This is a genomic window from Flavobacterium circumlabens (assembly GCF_004345565.1).
GTDB lineage: Bacteria > Bacteroidota > Bacteroidia > Flavobacteriales > Flavobacteriaceae > Flavobacterium > Flavobacterium circumlabens.
This window is the reverse complement of record NZ_SLWA01000009.1, coordinates 129872-151403: the sequence shown is the minus strand read 5'-3', so window position 1 is coordinate 151403 and position 21532 is coordinate 129872. Positions and strand designations below refer to the sequence as shown.

General features: G+C 34.1%; 19 protein-coding genes. 8 read left to right on the top strand and 11 right to left on the bottom strand.

Translation table 11 applies throughout. The features are described from left to right. Nucleotides 1-210: 210 nt before the first annotated feature. The 5 genes from EV142_RS19655 to EV142_RS24110 form a co-directional block, all read right to left on the bottom strand. The gene (locus tag EV142_RS19655; protein WP_132037551.1) at nucleotides 211-2385 is read right to left on the bottom strand and encodes an alpha-N-acetylglucosaminidase; all 2175 of its coding nucleotides are present in this window, start codon (nucleotides 2383-2385) and stop codon (nucleotides 211-213) included. 623 nt (nucleotides 2386-3008) lie between these two features. Further along, the gene (locus tag EV142_RS19650; RefSeq protein WP_132037611.1) at nucleotides 3009-3467 is read right to left on the bottom strand and encodes an RNA methyltransferase; all 459 of its coding nucleotides are present in this window, start codon (nucleotides 3465-3467) and stop codon (nucleotides 3009-3011) included. Nucleotides 3468-3802: 335 nt separating this feature from the next. Next, nucleotides 3803-5419 carry a thioredoxin domain-containing protein gene (locus EV142_RS19645; protein WP_132037550.1) on the bottom strand — a complete coding sequence of 539 codons (1617 nt, stop codon included), beginning with the start codon at nucleotides 5417-5419 and terminating at the stop codon, nucleotides 3803-3805. A gap of 115 nt (nucleotides 5420-5534) precedes the next feature. Then, complete coding sequence (locus EV142_RS19640; RefSeq protein WP_132037549.1) at nucleotides 5535-7007, bottom strand: TlpA family protein disulfide reductase; 1473 nt, start codon at nucleotides 7005-7007, stop codon at nucleotides 5535-5537. Nucleotides 7008-7067: 60 nt separating this feature from the next. Next, nucleotides 7068-7229: a hypothetical protein gene (locus EV142_RS24110; protein WP_158286352.1), complete on the bottom strand. Its 162-nt coding sequence runs from the start codon at nucleotides 7227-7229 to the stop codon at nucleotides 7068-7070. 476 nt (nucleotides 7230-7705) lie between these two features. Between EV142_RS24110 and EV142_RS19635 the strand changes: the two genes are divergently transcribed. Beyond that, nucleotides 7706-8917: a DUF6625 family protein gene (locus EV142_RS19635; RefSeq protein WP_132037548.1), complete on the top strand. Its 1212-nt coding sequence runs from the start codon at nucleotides 7706-7708 to the stop codon at nucleotides 8915-8917. Nucleotides 8918-8986: 69 nt separating this feature from the next. Here EV142_RS19635 and EV142_RS19630 read toward each other — a convergent pair whose 3' ends face one another. Beyond that, nucleotides 8987-9997: a hypothetical protein gene (locus tag EV142_RS19630; protein WP_132037547.1), complete on the bottom strand. Its 1011-nt coding sequence runs from the start codon at nucleotides 9995-9997 to the stop codon at nucleotides 8987-8989. Between the two features lie 358 nt (nucleotides 9998-10355). On the opposite strand from EV142_RS19630, the gene EV142_RS19625 reads away from it, so the two are divergent. After that, nucleotides 10356-10889, top strand: coding sequence for a hypothetical protein (locus EV142_RS19625; protein WP_132037546.1), 534 nt, complete (start codon nucleotides 10356-10358; stop codon nucleotides 10887-10889). Between the two features lie 26 nt (nucleotides 10890-10915). Then, nucleotides 10916-11509: a hypothetical protein gene (locus EV142_RS19620; protein ID WP_132037545.1), complete on the top strand. Its 594-nt coding sequence runs from the start codon at nucleotides 10916-10918 to the stop codon at nucleotides 11507-11509. 101 nt (nucleotides 11510-11610) lie between these two features. On the opposite strand, the gene EV142_RS19615 is transcribed toward EV142_RS19620, so the two are convergent. Then, complete coding sequence (locus EV142_RS19615) at nucleotides 11611-11859, bottom strand: hypothetical protein (protein WP_132037544.1); 249 nt, start codon at nucleotides 11857-11859, stop codon at nucleotides 11611-11613. Nucleotides 11860-11994: 135 nt separating this feature from the next. After that, the gene (locus tag EV142_RS19610; RefSeq protein ID WP_132037543.1) at nucleotides 11995-12957 is read right to left on the bottom strand and encodes a CorA family divalent cation transporter; all 963 of its coding nucleotides are present in this window, start codon (nucleotides 12955-12957) and stop codon (nucleotides 11995-11997) included. Between the two features lie 195 nt (nucleotides 12958-13152). Between EV142_RS19610 and EV142_RS19605 the strand changes: the two genes are divergently transcribed. The 3 genes from EV142_RS19605 to EV142_RS19595 all read left to right on the top strand — a co-directional run bounded on the left by EV142_RS19605 (nucleotide 13153) and on the right by EV142_RS19595 (nucleotide 17103). Beyond that, nucleotides 13153-14295 carry a helix-turn-helix domain-containing protein gene (locus tag EV142_RS19605; protein ID WP_132037542.1) on the top strand — a complete coding sequence of 381 codons (1143 nt, stop codon included), beginning with the start codon at nucleotides 13153-13155 and terminating at the stop codon, nucleotides 14293-14295. A 200-nt stretch (nucleotides 14296-14495) separates the two neighbouring features. Beyond that, nucleotides 14496-15341: an alpha/beta fold hydrolase gene (locus tag EV142_RS19600; protein ID WP_158286351.1), complete on the top strand. Its 846-nt coding sequence runs from the start codon at nucleotides 14496-14498 to the stop codon at nucleotides 15339-15341. A gap of 148 nt (nucleotides 15342-15489) precedes the next feature. After that, nucleotides 15490-17103, top strand: a complete 1614-nt coding sequence (locus EV142_RS19595; protein ID WP_132037540.1) for a class I SAM-dependent methyltransferase — start codon at nucleotides 15490-15492, stop codon at nucleotides 17101-17103. A gap of 366 nt (nucleotides 17104-17469) precedes the next feature. On the opposite strand, the gene EV142_RS19590 is transcribed toward EV142_RS19595, so the two are convergent. Together EV142_RS19590 and EV142_RS19585 are read right to left on the bottom strand one after the other, a co-directional pair. Next, the gene (locus EV142_RS19590) at nucleotides 17470-17949 is read right to left on the bottom strand and encodes a hypothetical protein (protein WP_132037539.1); all 480 of its coding nucleotides are present in this window, start codon (nucleotides 17947-17949) and stop codon (nucleotides 17470-17472) included. A gap of 143 nt (nucleotides 17950-18092) precedes the next feature. After that, nucleotides 18093-19193: a LytR/AlgR family response regulator transcription factor gene (locus tag EV142_RS19585; RefSeq protein ID WP_238698770.1), complete on the bottom strand. Its 1101-nt coding sequence runs from the start codon at nucleotides 19191-19193 to the stop codon at nucleotides 18093-18095. A gap of 215 nt (nucleotides 19194-19408) precedes the next feature. Here EV142_RS19585 and EV142_RS19580 point away from each other — a divergent pair, with 215 nt between their 5' ends. Both EV142_RS19580 and EV142_RS19575 read left to right on the top strand, forming a co-directional pair. After that, nucleotides 19409-20389 carry a heme-binding domain-containing protein gene (locus tag EV142_RS19580; RefSeq protein WP_132037537.1) on the top strand — a complete coding sequence of 327 codons (981 nt, stop codon included), beginning with the start codon at nucleotides 19409-19411 and terminating at the stop codon, nucleotides 20387-20389. Between the two features lie 2 nt (nucleotides 20390-20391). Beyond that, nucleotides 20392-20862, top strand: a complete 471-nt coding sequence (locus EV142_RS19575) for a hypothetical protein (RefSeq protein ID WP_132037536.1) — start codon at nucleotides 20392-20394, stop codon at nucleotides 20860-20862. 151 nt (nucleotides 20863-21013) lie between these two features. Here the strand turns inward: EV142_RS19575 and EV142_RS19570 are convergent, their stop codons facing one another. Beyond that, nucleotides 21014-21511: a hypothetical protein gene (locus EV142_RS19570; protein WP_132037535.1), complete on the bottom strand. Its 498-nt coding sequence runs from the start codon at nucleotides 21509-21511 to the stop codon at nucleotides 21014-21016. Nucleotides 21512-21532 lie beyond the last annotated feature (21 nt).

Genomic DNA, 21532 nt, shown 5'->3' with positions numbered 1-21532 from the left:
GGTTATTCATAAACATGGATAATTCCTTTAAAGTCAATAATAGCAAGGTTTGACAAGGTTGTTTTTTAAAAAATCTATAGTTAAAAACTTATTAATTAATCGATTTCGTAAAAATTTCATCTCATATATTTCGTATACTTAAGATGATAGTATAAAGATTCGGTAAAGTTTTGTTTAAATACCTATTAATCAAAGTCTCAGTACTTTTTTTTATTTGCTTTTTGACCAGTTAGTTTCCCAATCTTTAATTGATTCTCTTTCTTTGATCTCATCAAATGGAGTAGTATTAACTGCTGACTTTTTTAATGCCTCTAAAAACATTTTCCATCTTGGCCAGTAAAATCCCTTATACATTCCGTGCCAGGATCTGGAAGCATAATCATTCAAATGGCCTTCTCCTCCCCAAAGCGTAATCAGTGTTTTTGCGTTTTTTACGTACAAATTAGATACTTCGGGTGAACTTCCGTAGTCAGAAGCAGATTTTATCCAATAATCCAGACTGTTTAAAGGTTGCTTAGAAATCATATGATCTACATCCAGAGCTTGTTTCTCTATTTTTTTTAATAGTTGATCTCCTTTTGCTATATCTTTTTGCTGATATGCTTTTACACATTCAATTAAATCTTCATCAATACAAAGTGAATGGTAATGTCTTGAAGCATCTATTAAATCGTAATGAATAAAATTCTTTTTATTGTATTTTTTCGCTTCTTTGACTAGAATATCTAAAGCCTCTTTCAGTTTTTTCTTATCTCCAGGGTGTCCTTTAAATTCTGTAACCATCACCGTCGGACGTTTAAACAACAAATACGCTCCAGCCCTATCATTCCACCAACGGGGTTCCCAGTATTTAGTACTGTAAACTGATTCCAGCAACAATTCCCAAGCCTTAAAAACAGTTGCAGAAGTTTTTTGTTCGTATCTGGCATTTAAATATTTAGTTAGCCATTCCTTTACAGGTTCATTTCCCTGGTTCCACGGAAGATCATAAATATATTCATAAACAATTGAATTCGTATTTAAACCTTCCGGCATTACTCCATAACCAACAACATTCCCCTTATTTGGATTTTTCAATAAACTCGTTAATTCATTTTTGTAAAAATTTAAATCTCCATAGACAGGATTCGATCCGCCATAATTATGCACATAACCGTACGTCCATTGTTTTCCATAAAAGGCTTCCTGATTTTCCCATACTTTATATCTGTCATTTGCGTAATCCTGTATCATCAATCTGTCATTTGGCACTTTACTCAGAAATGCGCTGGTAGCTTCTTTTGTCCAGAATTCTTTGTTATCTCCAAAGAGCCATCCCTGCATCACCCAGACTGCACCCGGTGCTGCTTCATTAATAGTTTCATAAATTTCGCTTCCGTAATTTGAAAGTTCTTCATATTTATTATTCTCAGAAACCGGTGGTGTAATCTCGTTAAAAGAATCTGCTAAATAAAAATTAGACTTCCCGTAAATTTTGGTATAAATTTCAATAAAGCGTTTTCCTATTTTTTTAAATAAAGGATCTTTGGAATCCAGAAGAAAAGTACTTTCGAAACCACCTCCGGACCATGATTTTAATTCGCTTATTTTGGCTTCCGGGTATTTTTCAGCAAAAGCTTTGGGTACATAACCACTAAAAGCAGGTACGACAGGATGCATGTCTAATGCTCTCATTCTATCTAAGATTTTCTTTTGAAGCTCTTCCTTTTTACTGAACCATTCCTGCGGCAGTGGCCCTTCAAGACTGTTAATATTTCCCATACGCTGCCATGGTAAAAAGGCAGGTCCTGCAAAATGGGCTTCTAATTGAGTTTCGGTCAATCCGTATTCTTTCCATAACAACTTCCAAACGGTTTCCTGACCTTCCATTGCTGTAGGCAGGTTAATACCGTGAAGAGCCATCCAGTCTATTTCTTTTTCCCAAGATTTCCAATCCCACCATGGTGTGGTATAACCAAATGTACAGGCATTTAAATACTCCCTGTATTGAAATGGCGTGCTTACTTTTTTCGAATACTTAGGCCAGACTTTAGGAAGATTAATTCTGTTTCCTTCCCAACTTACTAAAACAGACCCAATATCTCTAAGAAAGGTATAGGCCCCATAACAGATTGAGGCATTAGATGTCCCTCTGATTTTTATTCTGTTTCCAGTTGTTTCCACCTCAAACGAATCAGAACCAATTTGATCGTTACTTTCAATAATATATAAATCGAAATCTTTCGCACGATCACCAATCAGTCTTTCTAACACGGCTATGGAACTTTTTGTGTTTTCTCCATTTTGACAATACCCTTTGGCTACTAATAAAAATAACAGCACAAAAAAAAGGACTACCGTTTTTGAGGGGTTACCACTTTTAATTTTCAAATTCTCTCTTTCCATATAGTTGTACATTTATTAAATTATCATCCTTTTTTAGTCTACACAAAAAACAAGGGAGATTAATTTTTTTATTAATCTCCCTACAAACAAAAAACAAACAAGAAATCTGTTACTTATAACCAACTATTTTATTCATTGAAGTTCAAACTGCTTTAAAAGGACTATTGAATTGAAAATAAAATTATACCTAATGCATCATTTTAAGATGGACTTATTAATCAAATTCATAGACATATTTTACAAAAAAATAAAATGTATCCTTTTGAGTTACTCTCTTTTTATCCTAAAAACATCAAATCTGCCCGTCTTTGAACGAAAAAAACAGATTGGGAAGAGTTTAAAAATAACCCCTAAAATTAAAAATTTATGCTATCAGATCAGATAAGGAAATTTGCTTTTAGATTCATAAGAAATTGACATTTGTAAACATGATATGCCAAATTAGAAGAATTGTACAAAGTAGAAAAAGTCTTTGCACAACTGCCGGTCGCTTCAGGTGGCATGAGAGATTTGCTTTAAGGCTGCAAAACAATTTGTCCTATAACTTTTAAGCCTCAGTATTGAGCCTAAAAGACATTACCTGTTTTTACGCAACATTAGCACTATAAAAGATCAACTGTTATTTACGAACGTGGTTTAGGTAAGTTTCTGTCGTACATAATAATAGTTCCGGCCACAGCCACATTTAAGCTTTTTTCTGACTTAAACTTCACCAGATGATGGCATTTATCCATTACTTTTTTGGATAGCCCATGATCTTCTGCTCCTAATAAATAAACACAGCGTCTTGGATGTTCAAAGGTCTCTAAATCGGAGGCTTTTTTATCTAATTCAACACCTACCAATCTCGCTCCTTTAGGTAAGTTTTCAAAAAAAGCTTCAAAAGTATCATAATGAAAATAAGGAATTGCTTTTACAGCATCATGAGTATCACAGGCTTGTTTGGCATATCGATTACCTATGGTAAATATAAAAGTAGCGCCTAAGTTTTGAGCCGATCGCCACAAAACACCTAAATTTTCAGGCGTTTTACCATTTTGTATTCCTATCCCAAAATATTCATTTATAAAATTATCATTCATAACGGCAAAAATATAAACTATAAGAACATGAATCAATTTTTTATTGCGTTTAAATGAAGATCAAGTAGTGGTTATAGTACTTAATTTTAAAACATTTGAGATAGAGAAAGAAAAATGGAAAACGTATATCCTGAAGAAATTTTAAAAACGGAAGGTGTTAAGGAAGAAAACTTTTGGTGCGCAAATTGCGCAATTGTCAGATAGTCAAATTTAGATATTTCTAATATTATAAACGGTAACGCAGGGCTGTCTCCTACCATGGCATTGCGGCTTAAAACTTTTTTGGAGGTAAAGCAGATTTTAAGACCGTAATTTTATCCGTTAAGCCCATACAACTATACCTGAATTTTAATTCGTTCAGTAATAAAACACTCATCTTCCGATAGGTCTATTATAAAGTGAAGTAAATCTTTCCTTTCGTAATGTTTTGGAAAAACATATCCATTAATGAACATTGACGGCGTGTAAGCCACATCATTAGCCTGATTCCACAGGAACTGTTCCTTTAGAATTTCCTGTATGCTTATATCATCATGCGGCATTATTCCCGGCCGGTCCATTATTTTTTCATCTTTTGTAGCAAAATCGGTAAACCATTGATGCAGAACATCCCTGAAAGCTTCCTGACCGTAATTGTAATAAACAGACAGTAATTTCTGATGCACTCTTTGGGATCTGGCATCATTATTTACTTCATTAAAATTGAAACGCAGGTCAAAAGATACTAAATCGGAATATTTTGACAAGATTTCTTCGATAACCGTGTGGACTTCGGCGCAAAAACTGCAAAAAGGGCTCGTGACCACTATAATTTTTAACGATGCATCTTTATTTCCTAAAATAATACTGCCTGACTCAATTTCGCTATTAGCTGAAATTTCGGAAGCCAGCAGGTTATTTTTAAAAATTTCATAATTACGTTTAAAGCGATTGCCGGCAATATGAAATTCTTTCAGTTCTTTTTGTTGTCGTAATAGTTTTTTTAGCGAAAACCAAATCAGCGCAACCGTTACAAAAACAAAAGCAGAAATCAGTATCGCCTGAGCTGTAACATTAAAATCAAAATTATAGTAAAACCACACATAACCCAATTCCAAAAGAATGACTGAAATAATAGCCAGACAAACCGGGCACCACATTTTTTCGACAAATTTCTGATAATACAGCGAGATAAAAAGTACCGGAAGGGCAATTGTTAATAAAAGTATTTGTGTTTCAAAATAAGCTTCGGTATTTTCAATAAATAAGAACAACAACAAGCAAATAAACTGGTAAGAGAAAAATACCAGGCTTAAATCACTAAAACTAACCGTTTCAAAAATTTTCCATTTGGCAGATTGCGTTACCTTTTCACAACTTTCAGTAGAAGTCATATTGCAGAAACTGTCCAGTAGCACACTCTTGTGGCTGAACAAATCTCTTAGCGCCGCAAATGAAAAAAAAAGGCCCAATGCAGGCAAAGCCAGGAACAGCTTAGCATTCAGCCCGGCTTTCGATTGAAAAAGAAGAACGAACAATAAAAGTACCGACAAACCAGGCAAAACCCAGTAATTTTTGGCGGTAGTAGCTGGTGGATCAGCATCTGCGCCGGATTTTTCGATCAGCAATACCCTGTTTTTCCAGAAGCGTTGCAATTCCTGCAAGGATAATGCCGTTGCGGTTTTATTATGGCTGTAAAAATAAGTGCTGTCCTTTTTTTCAATAAAAAAGAACTGCGGCTGTCCCTTCTCAATTTCCAGAAATGCCACAAAACGATCGGGCAATAATTCAATTTCAGCTATTCCGACCGAAAGAACACCGTTAGCAATATTAAAGAATGTGAGTGTGTCTGAAACGGCTAAAAATGAAGGATAGTCCGGATGCGATTGAATTTGATACTCAAATTCGACTTTATTGATATAAACCCCTTCCTTGTCTAAATATTGAAAAATATAATTGAAATCGTTGGTCATTTGTTAAATTTATTTGGACATGATTATTTTCTTCAGCCATTATAAAATTGCAGATCGCTCTTTAATTCTCAAATATCACATGGAGAATTGGAAGAGATGAATCAGTGTACTATTCTTATTGCAGCTCTCTGGTAATCTGACTGTAGAGCTTTTTTCCGGTTGATGGTTTTTCAGTATTTTTTAAGACTAATTCCCCTTTTTGATTAAACAAAAGATATCGCGGAATAGCCACCACTTTTTCGTCCAGTAATTTTTTAAGCGAATCCAGTTCTTCGTAAGTAGCAAAATAATGATTCCCACTCAGCTTGAACTGAGAAATATCATGTTGCCATTTTTGGTTAAATTCCCTGGAATCTACCGAGACATAGAGCATTACTATGTTTTTTGTTTCCAAAAAATCGCGTAACTCTTCTGAATACGAGAATTCTGCCTTGCAAGGCGCACAATAAGTTGCCCACAAATCAACAAAAACGGCTTTATTAGGGAAATTTTTAGCAATTAAATCTTTTATTCCCTCATATTTAGTGGTACTTATTACAGCTACATCATCCGATGCAGAAGAATAATGCATTAAGGTGTAAGGTGCCAGTTGCGAACGGTTAAATTCATCATCGAGTTTTTTGAGAACACTCAGATAGGGACTTTTCGGGAATATTTTTTTAAATTTTTCGAACGAGCAGTTGCTCTTTTCAAATCCGAGAAAATTGATATTGTTGGTGATCATCAATTCCTGACTGTCAGAAGGAGCGTAACTGTAATAATCCAGTTCTTTTTTCCAAAGTCCGAGTTCATTCTTAAACTTCTGCTCTAAAATTCCTTTGGATATATTATAACACTTCTGTTCTATAACCACTACCCTATGGGCCCCGTTGCATTCATTGTATTTTTTATCGAATGCATTGTACATTTTATCAGCCTGAACAATTATTTCATTTAAATCTTTATCCGGCCATTTTGATTGGTTTATGAGATCAGTATCTTCTTTCAAGGCTCTGACTTTATCATTAATAACAAATAATAAAGCTAACTCTGTTTCTTTCCTGACGATACTGTAAAAAGACTCCGATATCTTATGCTCCTGATAAAGCAAATCAAATTTCTTTATGGTCTGTAATTGGAATGTACTTATTTTTTCAAAAAATTGGCTTACAGAAGCAGATTCATTGAAAAATTCGGTTATTATCGGCATTAATGTTTTATACCGGAACATCGCAGAAGAATTTAGTTCTTGCAGACCCAGTGCGTTGGTACCTTCAAAACCAACTTTAAAAACGCCACTGTCTTTTTTGAACAGTATTTTGATTTTTGAATCTTTATCAACTATAAGTTCTGTTTTTGGGGTATAGGCAGAATTATTTATTGTTATTGTGCCTGATGTACTAAAGTTAAATTCCCTGCTGAATTTGTTATTCTTTATAAGGGTTTTATCAGCATTCATCCAGTAATTTTTATTATCCAGATCAACTGATTTATTAAATGTAATTTCGACTGAATCTTTTGCTTCTACAAACTCCCCTTCCACTTTTACAATTTGGGCATTTACAACAGTACAAAAAGAAATAAAAAGGAAAGCATAATAAATTTTCATATAAATTTTATTTGAAACAACAGGCCATCGAAATGGCCTGTTGTAAATTCTAAATATTTTTTAACATTTATTCCAGCAGCTGCTTACTGTCTGACATCCATAAGAAGTACCGTTACAAGTACAAGGTGCAGTTCCATCAGGACAACCGCCATATCCTCCCATGATTGTTTTCAACTCTTTTCTGGAAAGCATGTCCGCATTTTTTAAACTTAACTTTTTCATAGTTTTTTGTTTTTATAGTTATAATTTTTTTTCAATTCTTACAATAATGAATTTTACCACTTATGTGCACTTAAGTTTATAAAAGTAAATAAGTAAGAATATTTTGTAAATAAAATTAAAAAAACGTGTTGTTGTTAAAACAGCATCGTTAATCTTTTGTTAAATATATTAATTATCTGACATATCAAAAAAAATAGTGCAAATTTTATATTCAAGTCGCAAAAAAAACACTTACAAAATATCAATTTAACAATTGCTTGTTTTTGTACGTTTTTTAGTACTTTTTGCTTTGTATTTTTTAATGACCTGTTTCGCCTATCCATTTAAATAGTAGTGTCTCAGAGTCGGAATGTAGGAATCCGGAGTAGTTAACGAAACGTTAATTTTTTAGGTTGCATTCTTATTAGTAATGATATTCGCACAGTCTCGTGAAAATTTATTAGTCCTTATTCCAATCGTTTTTTTAAATCAGAAGTATGAAAAAAATAGCTTTAATCAATTGTTATATGGGACCTTTTCCCTGGTTTTTTAAATTTTTCCTAAAATCATGCGAATCCAATCCAACAGTTGATTTTTTTATTTTCACAGATAATGTACTCACTTACAGCGTTCCTGATAATGTTAAAATTATACCGTTAAATCTCATCGATTTTAACCGTCTGGCTTCAGAAAAATTAGGTTTTAACATTGCCGTAGAAAAGCCCTATAAATTGTGTGATTATAAACCGGCATTTGGAATACTATTTTCATCCTATCTGAAAGATTATGATTTTTGGGGCATAACTGATCTGGATGTCATATACGGCAGGATCAGGGAGTTCATGACTGATGACCTACTGGATGAATTTGACGTTATTTGTGTCAGGCACGACTTTATAACGGCATGTTGTATGCTCTTTAAAAATAACGATTACGTCAATAATTTGTTTAAAAAAAGTAAGGATTATCATTTGATTTTTACCTCGCAGAAGAACTATGCATTTGATGAGTCTAATTTTGAGCAGGCCTCTATTTTCGAAAAAGAAGATATTTTTAAACTGCACTGCGAAATTGAAAGCATGCAGCATATCATTCTTAACGAAGAGCGGGAAGGAAACTTAAAATCACATTTTGATTTTTTACTCTGTGAAGGTACAGCCGGAGAGCTAAAATGGGACAATGGATTGTTTGGCTATAAAGGCAAACTGGAAATTATGCTCTACCATCTGCTCAATTACAAGGGGAATATTTTCGCCAATAATACGATAAACTGGGACCAGGTTCCCGACGTCTTTTACATTGATAAATATGATTTTCGTGAAGACAACTCCTGGTTAACGCGCCTTAGGGTGTACAATCAAGACATCCTGCAGCCTTTACTATGGAATCTGTCAAAAAAACTGGATGCATTTGTTTCTACTGCTATTTTAAGAAAACCCGTCGACTGTATTGCCGAAGGCGAGTATTTGTATTACCTGAGCAAAATGAAAATTGAAATATCCGAAACAAAGGATTCGGGAGCTAATTTATTGAAAATCTGGAGCTCCGATTTCCTGCCCATCTATCAGTCTGCTTTTTACAAAAATTACTTTTACGTCAAAAGCCTGCCACTGATTTTCAGATTAGAAGACACTGACAATCAGAAGCGCTCCCGCTTTAACTTATTATCAGAGGTGGGTTATGGTAACGTTTACAACAAAGTAAAGTGAGATAGTATTTATTAATTATAGCGTTTTTATACTGGTCACCTACATTAGAAGAATCTGTTTAATAAACTGTTATTTGTTTGTAAACAAGCGTTTAAAAAAATGGGGCTTTTTCTCTTCAGGAGCTTCTTTCTGCTTGAAATAATTTTTTATATAACTGTCATCAGCCTGATTGGTTACATATAATCCGTTATCGTCACGCTTTACGATTTCCTTTATGTTAGCATTATATTCATTTCTTTCCCTATACTGCCTTTTATCCATGTCGCCGTGCCATAAATGATACAACTCACCCCGGACAAAACCAATTTTCCCTTCTGTAACCTTATAGAAATCAAGGCTCCATAAATTGACCTGTTCAATGTTGCCTTTGAAATCTTCCGTAATGCAAGGATGTGGAATTTGTCCGGCTGCTGCATGGGCTATAACATGATCTGCTCCGCCGATTAAAGCCTTATCAAACAATGGCACGGCTTCCAATATCGCTCTTTTTGCACCCCAGGCAAGTCCCACATGCCCGTGCTTATTATACATTTTATGTTTCCAAAGTTCCGTATCGGTGTAGTTAGCTGCAAAACTGCGCCACACTTTATTGTGGACTGCATTTGGCAAATAGGTTTCCTTTATATCATCCATATTAAAAGACGGCTTTAGTTGGTCTTTTTCAAGAAACACACCATATTCAAAAGGCTGAATTATAGTATTATCCTGCAGTGCTTCTACCCCTTCCACTATCCAGTTTGGGTTGGTAAACAGGACGTCGGCATCTACCCAGAAAATGTATTGGTATTGTACCGATAATTCACTTATAATCTTATTTAATAAAGACTCTTTATGCCAAAGCAAATTCTCAGTATATACTCTTGTAATATGTTCGCTCTCTTCCAGCTGTGGTAACGTATTGCCAATGACGCATTCGATGACAGAATGGTTGACTTGTTTGATACTTTCATAAAACAGTTGGAAAGCCTTAATGCGGTAGGGAGAGTTCTGAGGGTTAAAAAAACACGTTATAATCATTGCCTCAGGGTGCGGCCTGTAGGCGTTTTTAGTTTCAGAATTCCTTTTTATCAGATTAAACATTTCTTATTTACTATTAGAATTTGCAGCTTCATTTTCCTATAAACATACAAATAAATCATTTATTTTAACCTTATATTTCTGATTCAGTTATCCTTTTTTTTCTACTGTTATTCTTTTTTATTGCTTTAGGAACGGATAATGCCGGAGTTGTGATTGTTTAATTATGATACCGTGGAATTTTCCCGTCCCTAACTATAGTTTTATTTCAAATACAGTATAAAAGTATATATTTCATGCGAATATTCTGAAAGAATTTTGATACATTTACGTATTCGGGTATCCCTCCTGATTATTATTTTCAAAACCGGAATTGCCGCTATTCGGATACTTTTTGACGAGATTTAAGCACCTGTTAACTATGACCAAAGAATATAATTACGTTTATCAATATTTAGAAAAAGAAGGAATTTGTATTGATAAAAACGAATTCGAAATTCAAATTCAATCCCATCCGCAATATCCTTATCTGTTAGCTATTACCGATACTTTAAGTTTTTTTAATATCCAAAATGGTGTTATCCGGGCAGAATTTTCAGAAATCGAACTTTTGCCTCACAATTTTGCTGTACTACTAAAAGAGGAAGGCAAGGAATCACAATTTTATTTCATTAAAAAAAATAAAAGAAATTACACTTACTATAGGGACAATACAACCGTTGAAGTCTCTGAAAAACAATTAAAGTCGTTGTGGTGCAATACCGTATTTCTTATCGAAAAACCAGAATCGACAAACAAGGAAAATCTCTGTAAACCGTGCCTTTTTGTTTCCCTGTTATTTTTAATTGAAATTTGTTATGCGCTGTTGTATGGCAGCACTTCAACCCTATATTCTTTTCAATCCCTTTTTTTCTTGGTTCTTATACTCCTTACAGGTAGTCATGGGTCAGTATGAAAAGTTTTTTTATAAAATATCAGGTAATGCAGGACTCATTATTGAAAAGCAATCAGTTTATTGACCATTATGAGACTTTTAAAAGTGTTTTGCTTTTGTCGGAAAAAGTAAAACAAAACTTGCCTTCTTCATCTGTCCTAGCGCTTGGAAACAGGAACGCAAAATTAAAAATCACACTCATTGTCAATCCCTTTAGTGCTAAAAGCAGGAATGCCCATTTCATTATGGAGCAGATTTTGGAAAATTATCATGATTTGGTTTGTGTAGAAGTTCGTTTCCATTTTAATCATGCAGACTATGGATATAAAAAATCAAAAACAGTTCATGAGCAACTCGTGTATCTTTATCTGAGTGAAGGCCCGCAAGCTTTCATAACGGGACTATACAATTGGTTTACCTATACTGATGAAAGAAAACTACCTACAACCCCGATAACAAGGGAAAATGAAATTGTGATAAAAGAAATTCTGAGTAAACAGTTCACTTGCAATATAGAAAACCATTTATTTTTCGCGCCGATATTTAGTATTAACCAATACCTTTATCCTAAACAATACGACTATAAAAAACTAATTAATTTTATAGAAGAACTTTCAGACGATCCCGAATTTCACAATTAAATAATGCTCACAATTTCTGCATCACCGAACAAATATTGCCTGTGATACTTTAAGTTCTCGTGTACAGTCCTATAGATTAGTCGATCATCACCTTCTGTAATTTATCTAAACAAAGTAATCGTTTCGGCAAGATTCTCTTTATTTATGAATTCTGTGATAAATTCACGTACCTCAGTACTGCTTTCAACCGACGTTTCAAAAGAATTGATGTGAAATTCTTCATCCTGATCCAAAATATGGATGATCTCTGTGTAGCCTCTCGAAATTAATGTCCCTTTTAATTTAATAATATTCAACTGCTGCTGACTATCTAATTCCTTGCGGACCTTTAGTTTTATAGCTTTATCCATGATAAATATCTTTAAATTAATAATATGTAAACAATATCAAATATAAATATTAAATAAGGTATAACACTAGATATAAATAGTTAAAAAAAAATATTATTTCATCAATTTATAACAGCAGACTAATTATAAATTATTTCACTGGAGCCATTTTTTTCGTTTAAACCAAATCAATGGTACAATAAAACAAATAAGGATCAATGCTATGGCATAAAAATAGCCGTACTCCCACTCCAGTTCAGGCATATTTTTAAAATTCATGCCATAAATTCCAGCTACAAGCATTGGTAATGAAATACACATGGTTATAATCGTTAATGTTTTAAAGATTCGATTTTGCTCCAGATCAATTTTGGTAGCGATATAATCTTTCAGATCATCTAAACGCTCAAAATTATTTTGTACATATTCATTAATTACGGTTAAATCGCTTAATTCCAGTAAAATTGTTTCTTTGATTTCAGGGCTAAGCTTCGTGCTTTTTCTAAGCAGATGCAAAATTCTTCTAAATTCATTCAGTGATTCCTTAACCAGCAGGTTGTTAAATTTCAGCGCCGTTATTTCATTTAAACCATACTCCGAAAAATCATTTTCTTTCTGCAGACTGGAATACATTGTTTTAATATTTTTTGAGATGATTTCAGTTAAATCTGCAAAATAATCGGGAACGATTCCAATCATCATTAAGAGAAAAGTATTGATCGTAAACGGCAGGTTTTTTATTTTATCAAAATGTTCCTGTCTCTTATTTTCCGGTATAAATTGCTCAAAATTAATATCCATAAACGAAAACATAATTTCCTCCTTCAGAATAAAAGACACAATTACTTCTTCAATTTTATTATGAGCTGTAAAATAGGGAAATGAAAAATTGAAAGCCAACTGGCTTTCTTTTTCTAAATAATGCGAACTTATTTCGATATCATCACTATTGCTCAATATCGTTGTGTCAATAGTAAAAAGTTTTTCAAAAGTGGCAATATCCGACTTTTTATAATTAATAATTTGCAGACTGTTTATATTACTCAGGTCTTCAGGTATTTCATCAATACTTTTTAACTGTATAATGTTTTTATCTTTATCTAACAATTCAATTATCATGGATGGTCTTTTTTAATAAATAGTAGTACGGAACTTAAGTAAATTTATTCAAATAAAAAAACAGCCTGTTTACTCTGTTGTCGATTTAAATTGTGAGATGCATTTTTTTAGATCTTTTTCTTCATATTTAACGAGTTTTAGGTATTTTTAGAAAATCTATAAACTCATTTTACAAGCCTAAAAAATTGCTTTCATATGGATCAACTAATCAGCTTCTTTGTTGCGGGAACAACCTTATTGCTGGCATTTTTAATCTTTGCAAACAATAACCAATTAAGCGGCAGGGTTCATCTATGGTTTGGTTCTTTTATTTTGTGTATTTTTCTTATTCAGTTTAATGATCTCCTGGAAAAAACGGGATTCCTGAAAACAAGAATGTTCATAAACGATGTGCTGGGTTTAGTAGATTTTATAGTAGCTCCTGTTTTTTATTTTAGTGTGATTTATTTTGTTCGACCCAATAGAAAATGGCGGGTAAAAGATAATTTTCATTTTGCATTTGCTTTTTTGATGCTGCTTTTACTTTTACTTTCACTACTCATCAACGTAAATCACCATCCTACAGCTGCCGACAAAGAAAATGAATCTATCGTTATTACTGTTTTTAATTTCATTTTTTGTTTTCAGGTTATTTCCTATTGCATTATGTCTTACAGAGCAATCACTATCTATCAAAAAAACTTGTTTTTATATGCTTCTAACATTGATGCAATCAATTTAAAATGGTTACAGAAAGTGGTAATTTGTGTGTTATTAATCACAGGACTCTGGTTAATTGACATTGTCTTTACATTAGCAAAAACCAATATCTTATTTGACCATTTTGCCAGTCTGATTTATCTTGTCGGAATTTTTTTTATTGCTTATTCTTCTTTAAAACAAAAAGAAATTTTACAGCCTGATCAACAGGAAAAAATAGAAATTGACAGCATCATAACTCAGACTTCCAGTTTGGAAAACAACCAGAAAAAAGTCATTTCTGATATTGCTTTACAAGAAATGAAATCCATTTTAATTCAAATCATGGACGATAAAAAACCTTTCTTAGATCCTGAATTGAGCTTGTTTAAATTGAGTTCGCAATTGGATGTTTCATCGCATCAGCTTTCGTATATTATAAATAAAGGCTTTGATGAAAATTTTTATCAATTCATCAACAGGTATCGAATCGAAGAAGCAAAAAAGAAAATTCTGGATCCCAAAATGCAGCACTTGAGTTTAATTGGAATTGCTTTTGAAGTTGGCTTTAATTCTAAAACAGTCTTTAATACCACCTTTAAGAAAAGTACCAGTCAAACTCCTTCTGAATTTAAAAAAGCTACTACAGCTTCAGTATAGTTCATGTATGCCGTTTTTTGCCTGCAAATAGTGAATTTACGGTTTGCAGCTGTTTTAAAATAGGTTCGGATTCATAAATCAGAACTTTGGGAGGGTAAATAATACTAATATTTGTATCGAATTTACTCTAAAAAACTAAAGCAGTACTGATGATCTTAAAAAAAACAACAAGAAAACCAAATCTAAACATGTCGGGCATAATGAGACTATTATGTCTTTTCACAATTACTATTGCTGCTGTCTCTTTAGTCTCGTGCTCAGACGATGATAAAAAACATACTCCCGAATATCCGGGTTCTACAGTAGATTTAGGCACTCATAAACTGATGGCATACACGGTATCAAAAAAATCAAAGTATCTGGTTGTTTTTGAATCCGGTCATGGGAATGATCACACGTCCTGGTACAGTACCGGAAAATCCTCAGAGATTTTATCAATCTCTGATTTTTTAGATTCGGATGTTTTACTATATGACAGAGCCGGTTATGGCCAATCAGGAGTTAACACTGAACCCAGAAATATCAATAAATTAACGAGCGAGCTGGGAAAAGTCGTGGATAAATTTGCAGACGGCAGGAAAGTAGTACTTGTTGGGCATTCTTTAGGAGGCTTGATTATTAGGGATTATGCTATAAAAAATCCTGAAAAAATCGGTGCCTTACTGTTTGTTGATGCTTCTCACGAAAAGTACAACTATTTTACGCAAAATCAGATAGACTCCTTTTATACTACCTATAAAACTACTTATGGTGCAAATTCAGGCATAGCACTAGAAACCCTGCAACTAATCGATGATTTTAAATATGCCGCAGGATTGCCAAATTTACCTGACGTTCCGGTAATCGCAATAACAAGTATGAAAATTGATTCTGAGCATAATGCGACGGATAGAAAGCTTTGGTTCGATTCTAAGGAATTCCTTAAAGTCGGGGTTACTGATTTTACACATATTACGACAGTAAAGTCCGGACATTTTATTCAACTGGAAGAGCCTGAACTTGTTTTAAAGAATATCAGGTTATTATTGTCCAAACTCGCTATGTAGCTCCGTAAGAACAGTATTTTGTGAATTGTTGAAATTATTATTTTTCAAGACTATCCCCAATAATAAATCATAGTCGTCAGAAGAAATAAAACGATACGTCCTCAGTTAAAAAAAATCACTATTTTTAACAAACATTCATTCTTTTACTATGACCGATAAATCAAAACTACGAAGTTCTATTTTCAGACATCTTGACGGCTTAGCTGTTGCTCCGGTAGCAATAGCACTGAGGAACAAAGCCGTTTTGGAGTTTATACTGGACAAAAAACAAATACAATTAACCGAGCTTGCAACTGTTTTTAAAGCAAACGAAGGCTATCTGAATGTTGGTTTGAGAATTTTGGCTTCCCAGGGCTTTTTAGATTACGAAGTCGATAACCATACACAGGAAATTACGATTTTAGTCAATAAAAAGACAGCAATAGCCTTTTCGATGTTTCATCTCTATGAAGACGTAGTTGATTTGCTTCAGTTCTCTGTCCGGTTTCACCCGCGTCTCTTTGAGGAGCAACCATTTGAAAAACTCAATACTATTTTTGAAAAATATAAAAAGAAATACGGAATTGCACCCTCCGTCGATCCGCTGACCAACACGATTCAGGAGCAGATTTTAAAACATATAGAAGGTTATCTGATTGGCCCAACGATAGTGCGTCTGGCCATGAACGGCATGTTTCACAAGTATTTTATGGAGACCTCTTTTAAACCGGAAGAGTTTCATAAATCTCCTGAGAATTTCAAAAAAATATTAGACTTTTTTGTACATCTTGGATGGTTCACGGAAAAAAAAGGTAATTACCAATTTACAGAAACAGGTTTGTTTTTTGCAAAAAGAGCGAGTGCCTATGGCGTTACCGTTTCCTATTTACCCACATTTGCCCGAATTGAAGAATTAATTTTTGGCGATCCGGCCGTGTTACGAATGGTAGCCGATGGCGAAAACGAAATTCATGTTGATCGTGAAATGAATGTATGGGGAAGCGGCGGTGCTCACGATACTTATTTTAAAGTTATCGATGAAATTATCGTCAAACTTTTTAACCTCCCTATTGAAGAACAGCCTAAAGGAATTCTGGATATGGGCTGTGGTAATGGCGCATTCCTGCAACACATTTTTGAAGTAATCGACAGACAAACCTTAAGAGGAAAAATGCTCGATGAGTATCCGTTGTTTCTGGTTGGGGCAGATTATAACCAGGCAGCCCTGAAAGTAACCAGAGCCAATCTTATAAAGGCCGATATTTGGGCAAAAGTTATTTGGGGCGATATCGGACGCCCGGATATACTTTCGGAAGACCTGAAAGAAAACTATAATATTGACCTGAAAGATTTACTTAACGTAAGGACTTTTTTGGATCACAATCGAATTTGGACAGATCCGAAACACATCAACACAAACAGGATCAGCAAGTCTACCGGTGCATTTGCCTATAGGGGAAAAAGAATCAGTAACAATCTCGTAGAAGATAACCTGCTGGAACATTTACAAAAATGGTCGCCGTATGTCCGTAAGTTTGGTTTGCTTCTGATTGAATTGCATACCATAAATCCAAAACTTGCCGCAGGCAATTTAGGGAAAACGCCTGCAACGGCTTATGATGCCACTCACGGTTTTTCCGACCAGTATATTGTGGAGGTAGAGGTTTTCAATACTGTAGCGGCAGAAGCAGGATTGTTTCCGGATCAATTCATTTTCAAACGATTTCCGGAAGCTGATATTGCTACGGTAAGTATCAATCTATTGAAAGGAAACGGAGCATAATCCTTAGTGATAAGACTATTTATCCGCAATATCGGATTATAATAAAATTACAAACCAAAAAAGCCTGGATAGTACAAGTGTCTTACCTGAAAATACTTTTTATTGTTGTGATAAATTTAATTTCAATTTTAGACTTATCACAGAAAATGTGATAAGTTTTATTTATGTTTTTACTTTATCACAGAAAGCGTGATAATTTATTTTCCATTATAATTTTATCACAACAATAAAATGTATCTTGTAAATACCAGTGATTGAAAGTATTGTTAATTTTTCAAAGCATTATTTTTATCGCTAATCCCAAGGATAATAATCTTTGGGATTAGAATCACCCAGATTATAAAGATACAGAATGAAATTTAGTTTTTAAAAACCATTTTCTTTAGACGTGCCTTTTGTAGCCGGAATTGACTTAACTGATCCCTTCTCGTGTTTACCATTTGGCCCGGTTGGAATTTTACTACTTGGAATCGACTGCGTCTTTATTACTTTTTTTCCTTTGCCCCTGTTTTCCTTCGGGTACCTGGCAAGGTGCTTTTGGTGATACTTATAGGGACTATTACCATTATAATCGTTTATAATAACTTTATAACCTTCATAAAGATTATATTCTCTGCATCGCGAAGGGAGTGACTTCTCACGAATCCATTTCCCTTTTTTATCATAGATAAACTCACTCGTGACAGTATCATAATAAATATCGATATCAGGTAAATAGTAGTATCTGAAATCGGTACTGCTTATAGGTCCCCAACTGGGTTTGGAGACTGCTTTTTTATGGGTTGCAACTTGAGCATTAGAAAAAACATTCGTTAAAAACAGACAGGCAAGGATTATTTTTTTCATCTTTTTTTGTGTTAATTAATTGAATTTGATCAATATATACCACAATTTAGAGACATTATTTGAGCTGTAATCATTTTTTATACCGAATGATAAATAGTATCGACTAATGCCAATTTTAGTCCGATTACAATAAAAGCAGACGATTACTGGTCCAGCCAGTTCTTAAATTCAGAAACTTTATTCTTACTGATAATAACATCCATTTTCAGTTCAGGTTTTATAATTAGTTTCAGCTGATTTTTTCCGTAAAGCAATATACTGTTAATAGCCCTGATATTAACGATGAACTGCCTGTTGGCTCTGTAAAAAGTAGTCGAATCGAGTCCTTTCATGATCTCATCCAGACTGTTATTGCTGTTGAATTGGCGATTGTCGAAAGTATAAATACAGGTAATTCCGGTATCCAGCAAGATGTACGCAATATCATTTGTATCCAGTTTTATCAGTTCGTCTTTATGATAGGTAAGTATTCTCTTTTTTGCGATTTCGGACTCTTTTGATGCATCGTTAAGTAAAGCACTGTCCGGCAGGTTTTGTAATTTCTGCTGATTTGAATTTAATTGTAAATTCAAGACCTGCAGCTCATTGACTTTGTCATTCAGGTCCTTCTTTTCCAGGTCTGAAGCGGTTTCGTACTTCCTGTAGATAAGTCGTATGATTATATAGCAGCAGCCACTGATGAATAGTATACTTAAAAGCATACTCAGAACAAATTGAAGATACAAATCAGATAATTGCTCTTCTAAAACAGCTAAATTGGCGTGTGAAGCTACGATCCAGTTTGTTCCTGCAACGGGATTTATATTTACGATTTCCGAATTTCTTTTTGGATTATTAGGAAATGTACGCATACCCGCCGTTTTTTCTCCTTGCTCTAAAACGGAACTTAACGTTTTTATTTTTTTATCTGCTATTCCTCTTACCTGAGAATTACCTTCCTGAATTTTTTGCCCGATAAATGCCGGGTTAGGATGGCAGAGTTCAATTCCTTCCTGATTGTACATACAGATAAAATCACTCTTTATATCGGTGTTCTCGATGCTTAGCTGTAAATTATGTATGACCTGATCTTTAGACAATCCGCTATGAAGCTGCTGTTCTAAAAGACGGGAAATTTCCCTGGCTTCGCGCTCACCGGATTCTAATTTACTATTCCATAATTTTTCTTTGGCGGAAGAATAGAGATAAGCAGAAGATATCAAACTAACAATCAGAACAACGATACTAATGCCTGCAAGTGTCAAAATATAAAGCCGGGCTTTTTCATGTGTTTTTATAATTCTTAAAATGGAGCTAATGTAGAAAATCTATCATTTAAGGCTAAAGTAAACAATTTATTTAGCTTTTAATATTCGGCTTTAAGCTCTAAAAATGCCCTTTGAACGAGTTAATGGATTTACGACACTTGAATTATCTCTAATTTTGATTTCATAATCTATTATCTCTAAAAATAAAACGAATGAAAAAGGGAATTAAAATAATCGTAATTATGTTGTTGGCATTTATTGCTTTACAATTCTGGAAACCTGCCGAAATTGAGTATAGCACCCCAACAAAAAACTTAACAAATGTTCCTGATGAAGTGAATACTATTTTAAGGAACTCGTGTTTTGATTGTCATTCCAATACCACAAATTTAAGCTGGTTTGACAAAATAACTCCTGCCAATTTTATAGTTAGTTCTCATATCACGGATGGCCGAAAAGCACTGAATTTTTCTAATTGGGACGATTTAGACAAGCAAAAGCAAAATTCGATACTTTTTTACGCTTTCAACAAAATACTGTCGGGTGAAATGCCGCTTAAAAGTTACACAGCTCTTCATCCATCTGCAAAATTAGACGATCGGTCTGTAGCTGTACTAAAAAATTATGTAACATCAATAGCAGCCCGAAAAACAAATCCTCAAAAACCGCTTCCTTCTAATGCAAAGGACAATGACAATATAGTATTGAATAATACCATATCAGATTATTCTAAAGTTAAGCCTTCGCCCAATAAAATTTCATACATCCCTAATTTTAGAAATTGGAAAGCTGTTAGTACTTCTGACCGTTTTGACAATGTCAGCATGCGTATTATTTTCGGAAACAGCATTGCGGTAAAAGCTATTGAAGAACATCAGACCAATCCCTGGCCCGATGGTGCTATTTTTGCAAAAACTGCCTGGAAACAAAAAACAGAAACCGACGGAACTGTATCTGCCGGAGAATTCATTCAGGTCGAATTCATGATCAAAGATGCCAAAAAATATAAATCAACAAAAGGATGGGGATGGGCAAGATGGAAAGGGAATAATCTAAAGCCGTATGGAGATAACGCCAACTTTGATCAGGAGTGCATCGCCTGTCATAATCCCGTTAAAAATAATGATTATGTTTTTACTACTCCTTTGCATCTTGATTCCAATACATTTAATATCTACACTAAAAGTAAATAAATATGAAACCACTTCACTATATTTTCATCGTCTCTGTCGTTATACTGTCAGGCTGTAACCGAAATAACAAACACAACCTTAATGAAAAAGCTTCTGTATCAGCAGTAGATGAGCTGCCGGAAAATCCTCTGTTACTGTCGCCTATCACATTTTCTATTAATCCACGTGAGGCTGCCATGGCAACTTTATATGGTAATTCAATTGCTTTTCAGCATGCCGCAACCAAAGCAAATAGTTCTTACCCAGAGGGAGCTGTATTGTATGAAGTGACCTGGAGCCAGAAAGCAGATTCGCTATGGTACGGTGCTAATATTCCCAATCAAATTATTCAGGTGGAACGTTTAACATTCTCAGGAGACTCACTTCCAAAATACGAATTGTATGCCGGACATCCTCTAAAGAAAGTACCTTTTAAAGCTGAAAATAAAAGAATTGCTTTTGTTATTGCTCAACGTATGGCTAATAATCCCTGATAAATTGCGGGAATTTACCAGAATAAGTATAATGATTATTATTGTAGTGATAAAGTTGTTTTGTTTTCCGCCCTATCGCAGAAATAGTGTCAGGCTTAATTTTGTTTTGGATTTGGTATACTAATAAAACATGGTACTAATTTTCAGTCTTTTAAAAAGCAATTCCAAATTGAAAACCTACTGTAAAAGTACCCGGATGATCATTCCCAAAACGAACCGGAAGCGGTACAGCTATATAATAACTGCTGCTGGCATTTTTCTTTATTGTTTTGTTAAACACAGGCGTAACACCATATCTGCCACTTGTTTCAAAAGCCAGTCTTCCGGCAAAGGTATATCCGTTGCCCAAAGCAATAAGAACTCCGGGATGAAATAATAAATTGGTCACTTTACTAGTACCCTGATCATCCTTGATGTTAGGTACTATTTCAAAAGAAAAACCGATCTTTTCACTTTTCCAGATGTTAATTCCCGTTGGAAAACCAACTGCATAATAATCCCTGAAATTTACGGTCGTCTCCTCTCGATTAAAAGAGACTATCGGATGCATGATACCGAAGTATCCGGTAATTTTTGGATAGGTTGTCTGCGAAAAGGCCGTAAAGGCTGATACCAGTATCGTAAAAAGAAAAGTATATTTTAAGGACATTGTTTTTATTTTTAGAATAAA

What these genes read in the sequence shown, in the direction of transcription:
- EV142_RS19610 (WP_132037543.1), bottom strand. Translation starts at nt 12,957, where the DNA reads ATGATAATTGAATTGTTAGATAAAGATAAAAACATTATACAGTTAAAA.
- EV142_RS19635 (WP_132037548.1), top strand. Translation starts at nt 7,706, where the DNA reads ATGAAAAAAATAGCTTTAATCAATTGTTATATGGGACCTTTTCCCTGG.
- EV142_RS19625 (WP_132037546.1), top strand. Translation starts at nt 10,356, where the DNA reads ATGACCAAAGAATATAATTACGTTTATCAATATTTAGAAAAAGAAGGA.
- EV142_RS19605 (WP_132037542.1), top strand. Translation starts at nt 13,153, where the DNA reads ATGGATCAACTAATCAGCTTCTTTGTTGCGGGAACAACCTTATTGCTG.
- EV142_RS19590 (WP_132037539.1), bottom strand. Translation starts at nt 17,949, where the DNA reads ATGAAAAAAATAATCCTTGCCTGTCTGTTTTTAACGAATGTTTTTTCT.
- EV142_RS19650 (WP_132037611.1), bottom strand. Translation starts at nt 3,467, where the DNA reads ATGAATGATAATTTTATAAATGAATATTTTGGGATAGGAATACAAAAT.
- EV142_RS19640 (WP_132037549.1), bottom strand. Translation starts at nt 7,007, where the DNA reads ATGAAAATTTATTATGCTTTCCTTTTTATTTCTTTTTGTACTGTTGTA.
- EV142_RS19615 (WP_132037544.1), bottom strand. Translation starts at nt 11,859, where the DNA reads ATGGATAAAGCTATAAAACTAAAGGTCCGCAAGGAATTAGATAGTCAG.
- EV142_RS19630 (WP_132037547.1), bottom strand. Translation starts at nt 9,997, where the DNA reads ATGTTTAATCTGATAAAAAGGAATTCTGAAACTAAAAACGCCTACAGG.
- EV142_RS19645 (WP_132037550.1), bottom strand. Translation starts at nt 5,419, where the DNA reads ATGACCAACGATTTCAATTATATTTTTCAATATTTAGACAAGGAAGGG.
- EV142_RS19655 (WP_132037551.1), bottom strand. Translation starts at nt 2,385, where the DNA reads ATGGAAAGAGAGAATTTGAAAATTAAAAGTGGTAACCCCTCAAAAACG.
- EV142_RS19595 (WP_132037540.1), top strand. Translation starts at nt 15,490, where the DNA reads ATGACCGATAAATCAAAACTACGAAGTTCTATTTTCAGACATCTTGAC.
- EV142_RS19600 (WP_158286351.1), top strand. Translation starts at nt 14,496, where the DNA reads ATGAGACTATTATGTCTTTTCACAATTACTATTGCTGCTGTCTCTTTA.
- EV142_RS19620 (WP_132037545.1), top strand. Translation starts at nt 10,916, where the DNA reads ATGCAGGACTCATTATTGAAAAGCAATCAGTTTATTGACCATTATGAG.
- EV142_RS19575 (WP_132037536.1), top strand. Translation starts at nt 20,392, where the DNA reads ATGAAACCACTTCACTATATTTTCATCGTCTCTGTCGTTATACTGTCA.
- EV142_RS24110 (WP_158286352.1), bottom strand. Translation starts at nt 7,229, where the DNA reads ATGAAAAAGTTAAGTTTAAAAAATGCGGACATGCTTTCCAGAAAAGAG.
- EV142_RS19570 (WP_132037535.1), bottom strand. Translation starts at nt 21,511, where the DNA reads ATGTCCTTAAAATATACTTTTCTTTTTACGATACTGGTATCAGCCTTT.
- EV142_RS19580 (WP_132037537.1), top strand. Translation starts at nt 19,409, where the DNA reads ATGAAAAAGGGAATTAAAATAATCGTAATTATGTTGTTGGCATTTATT.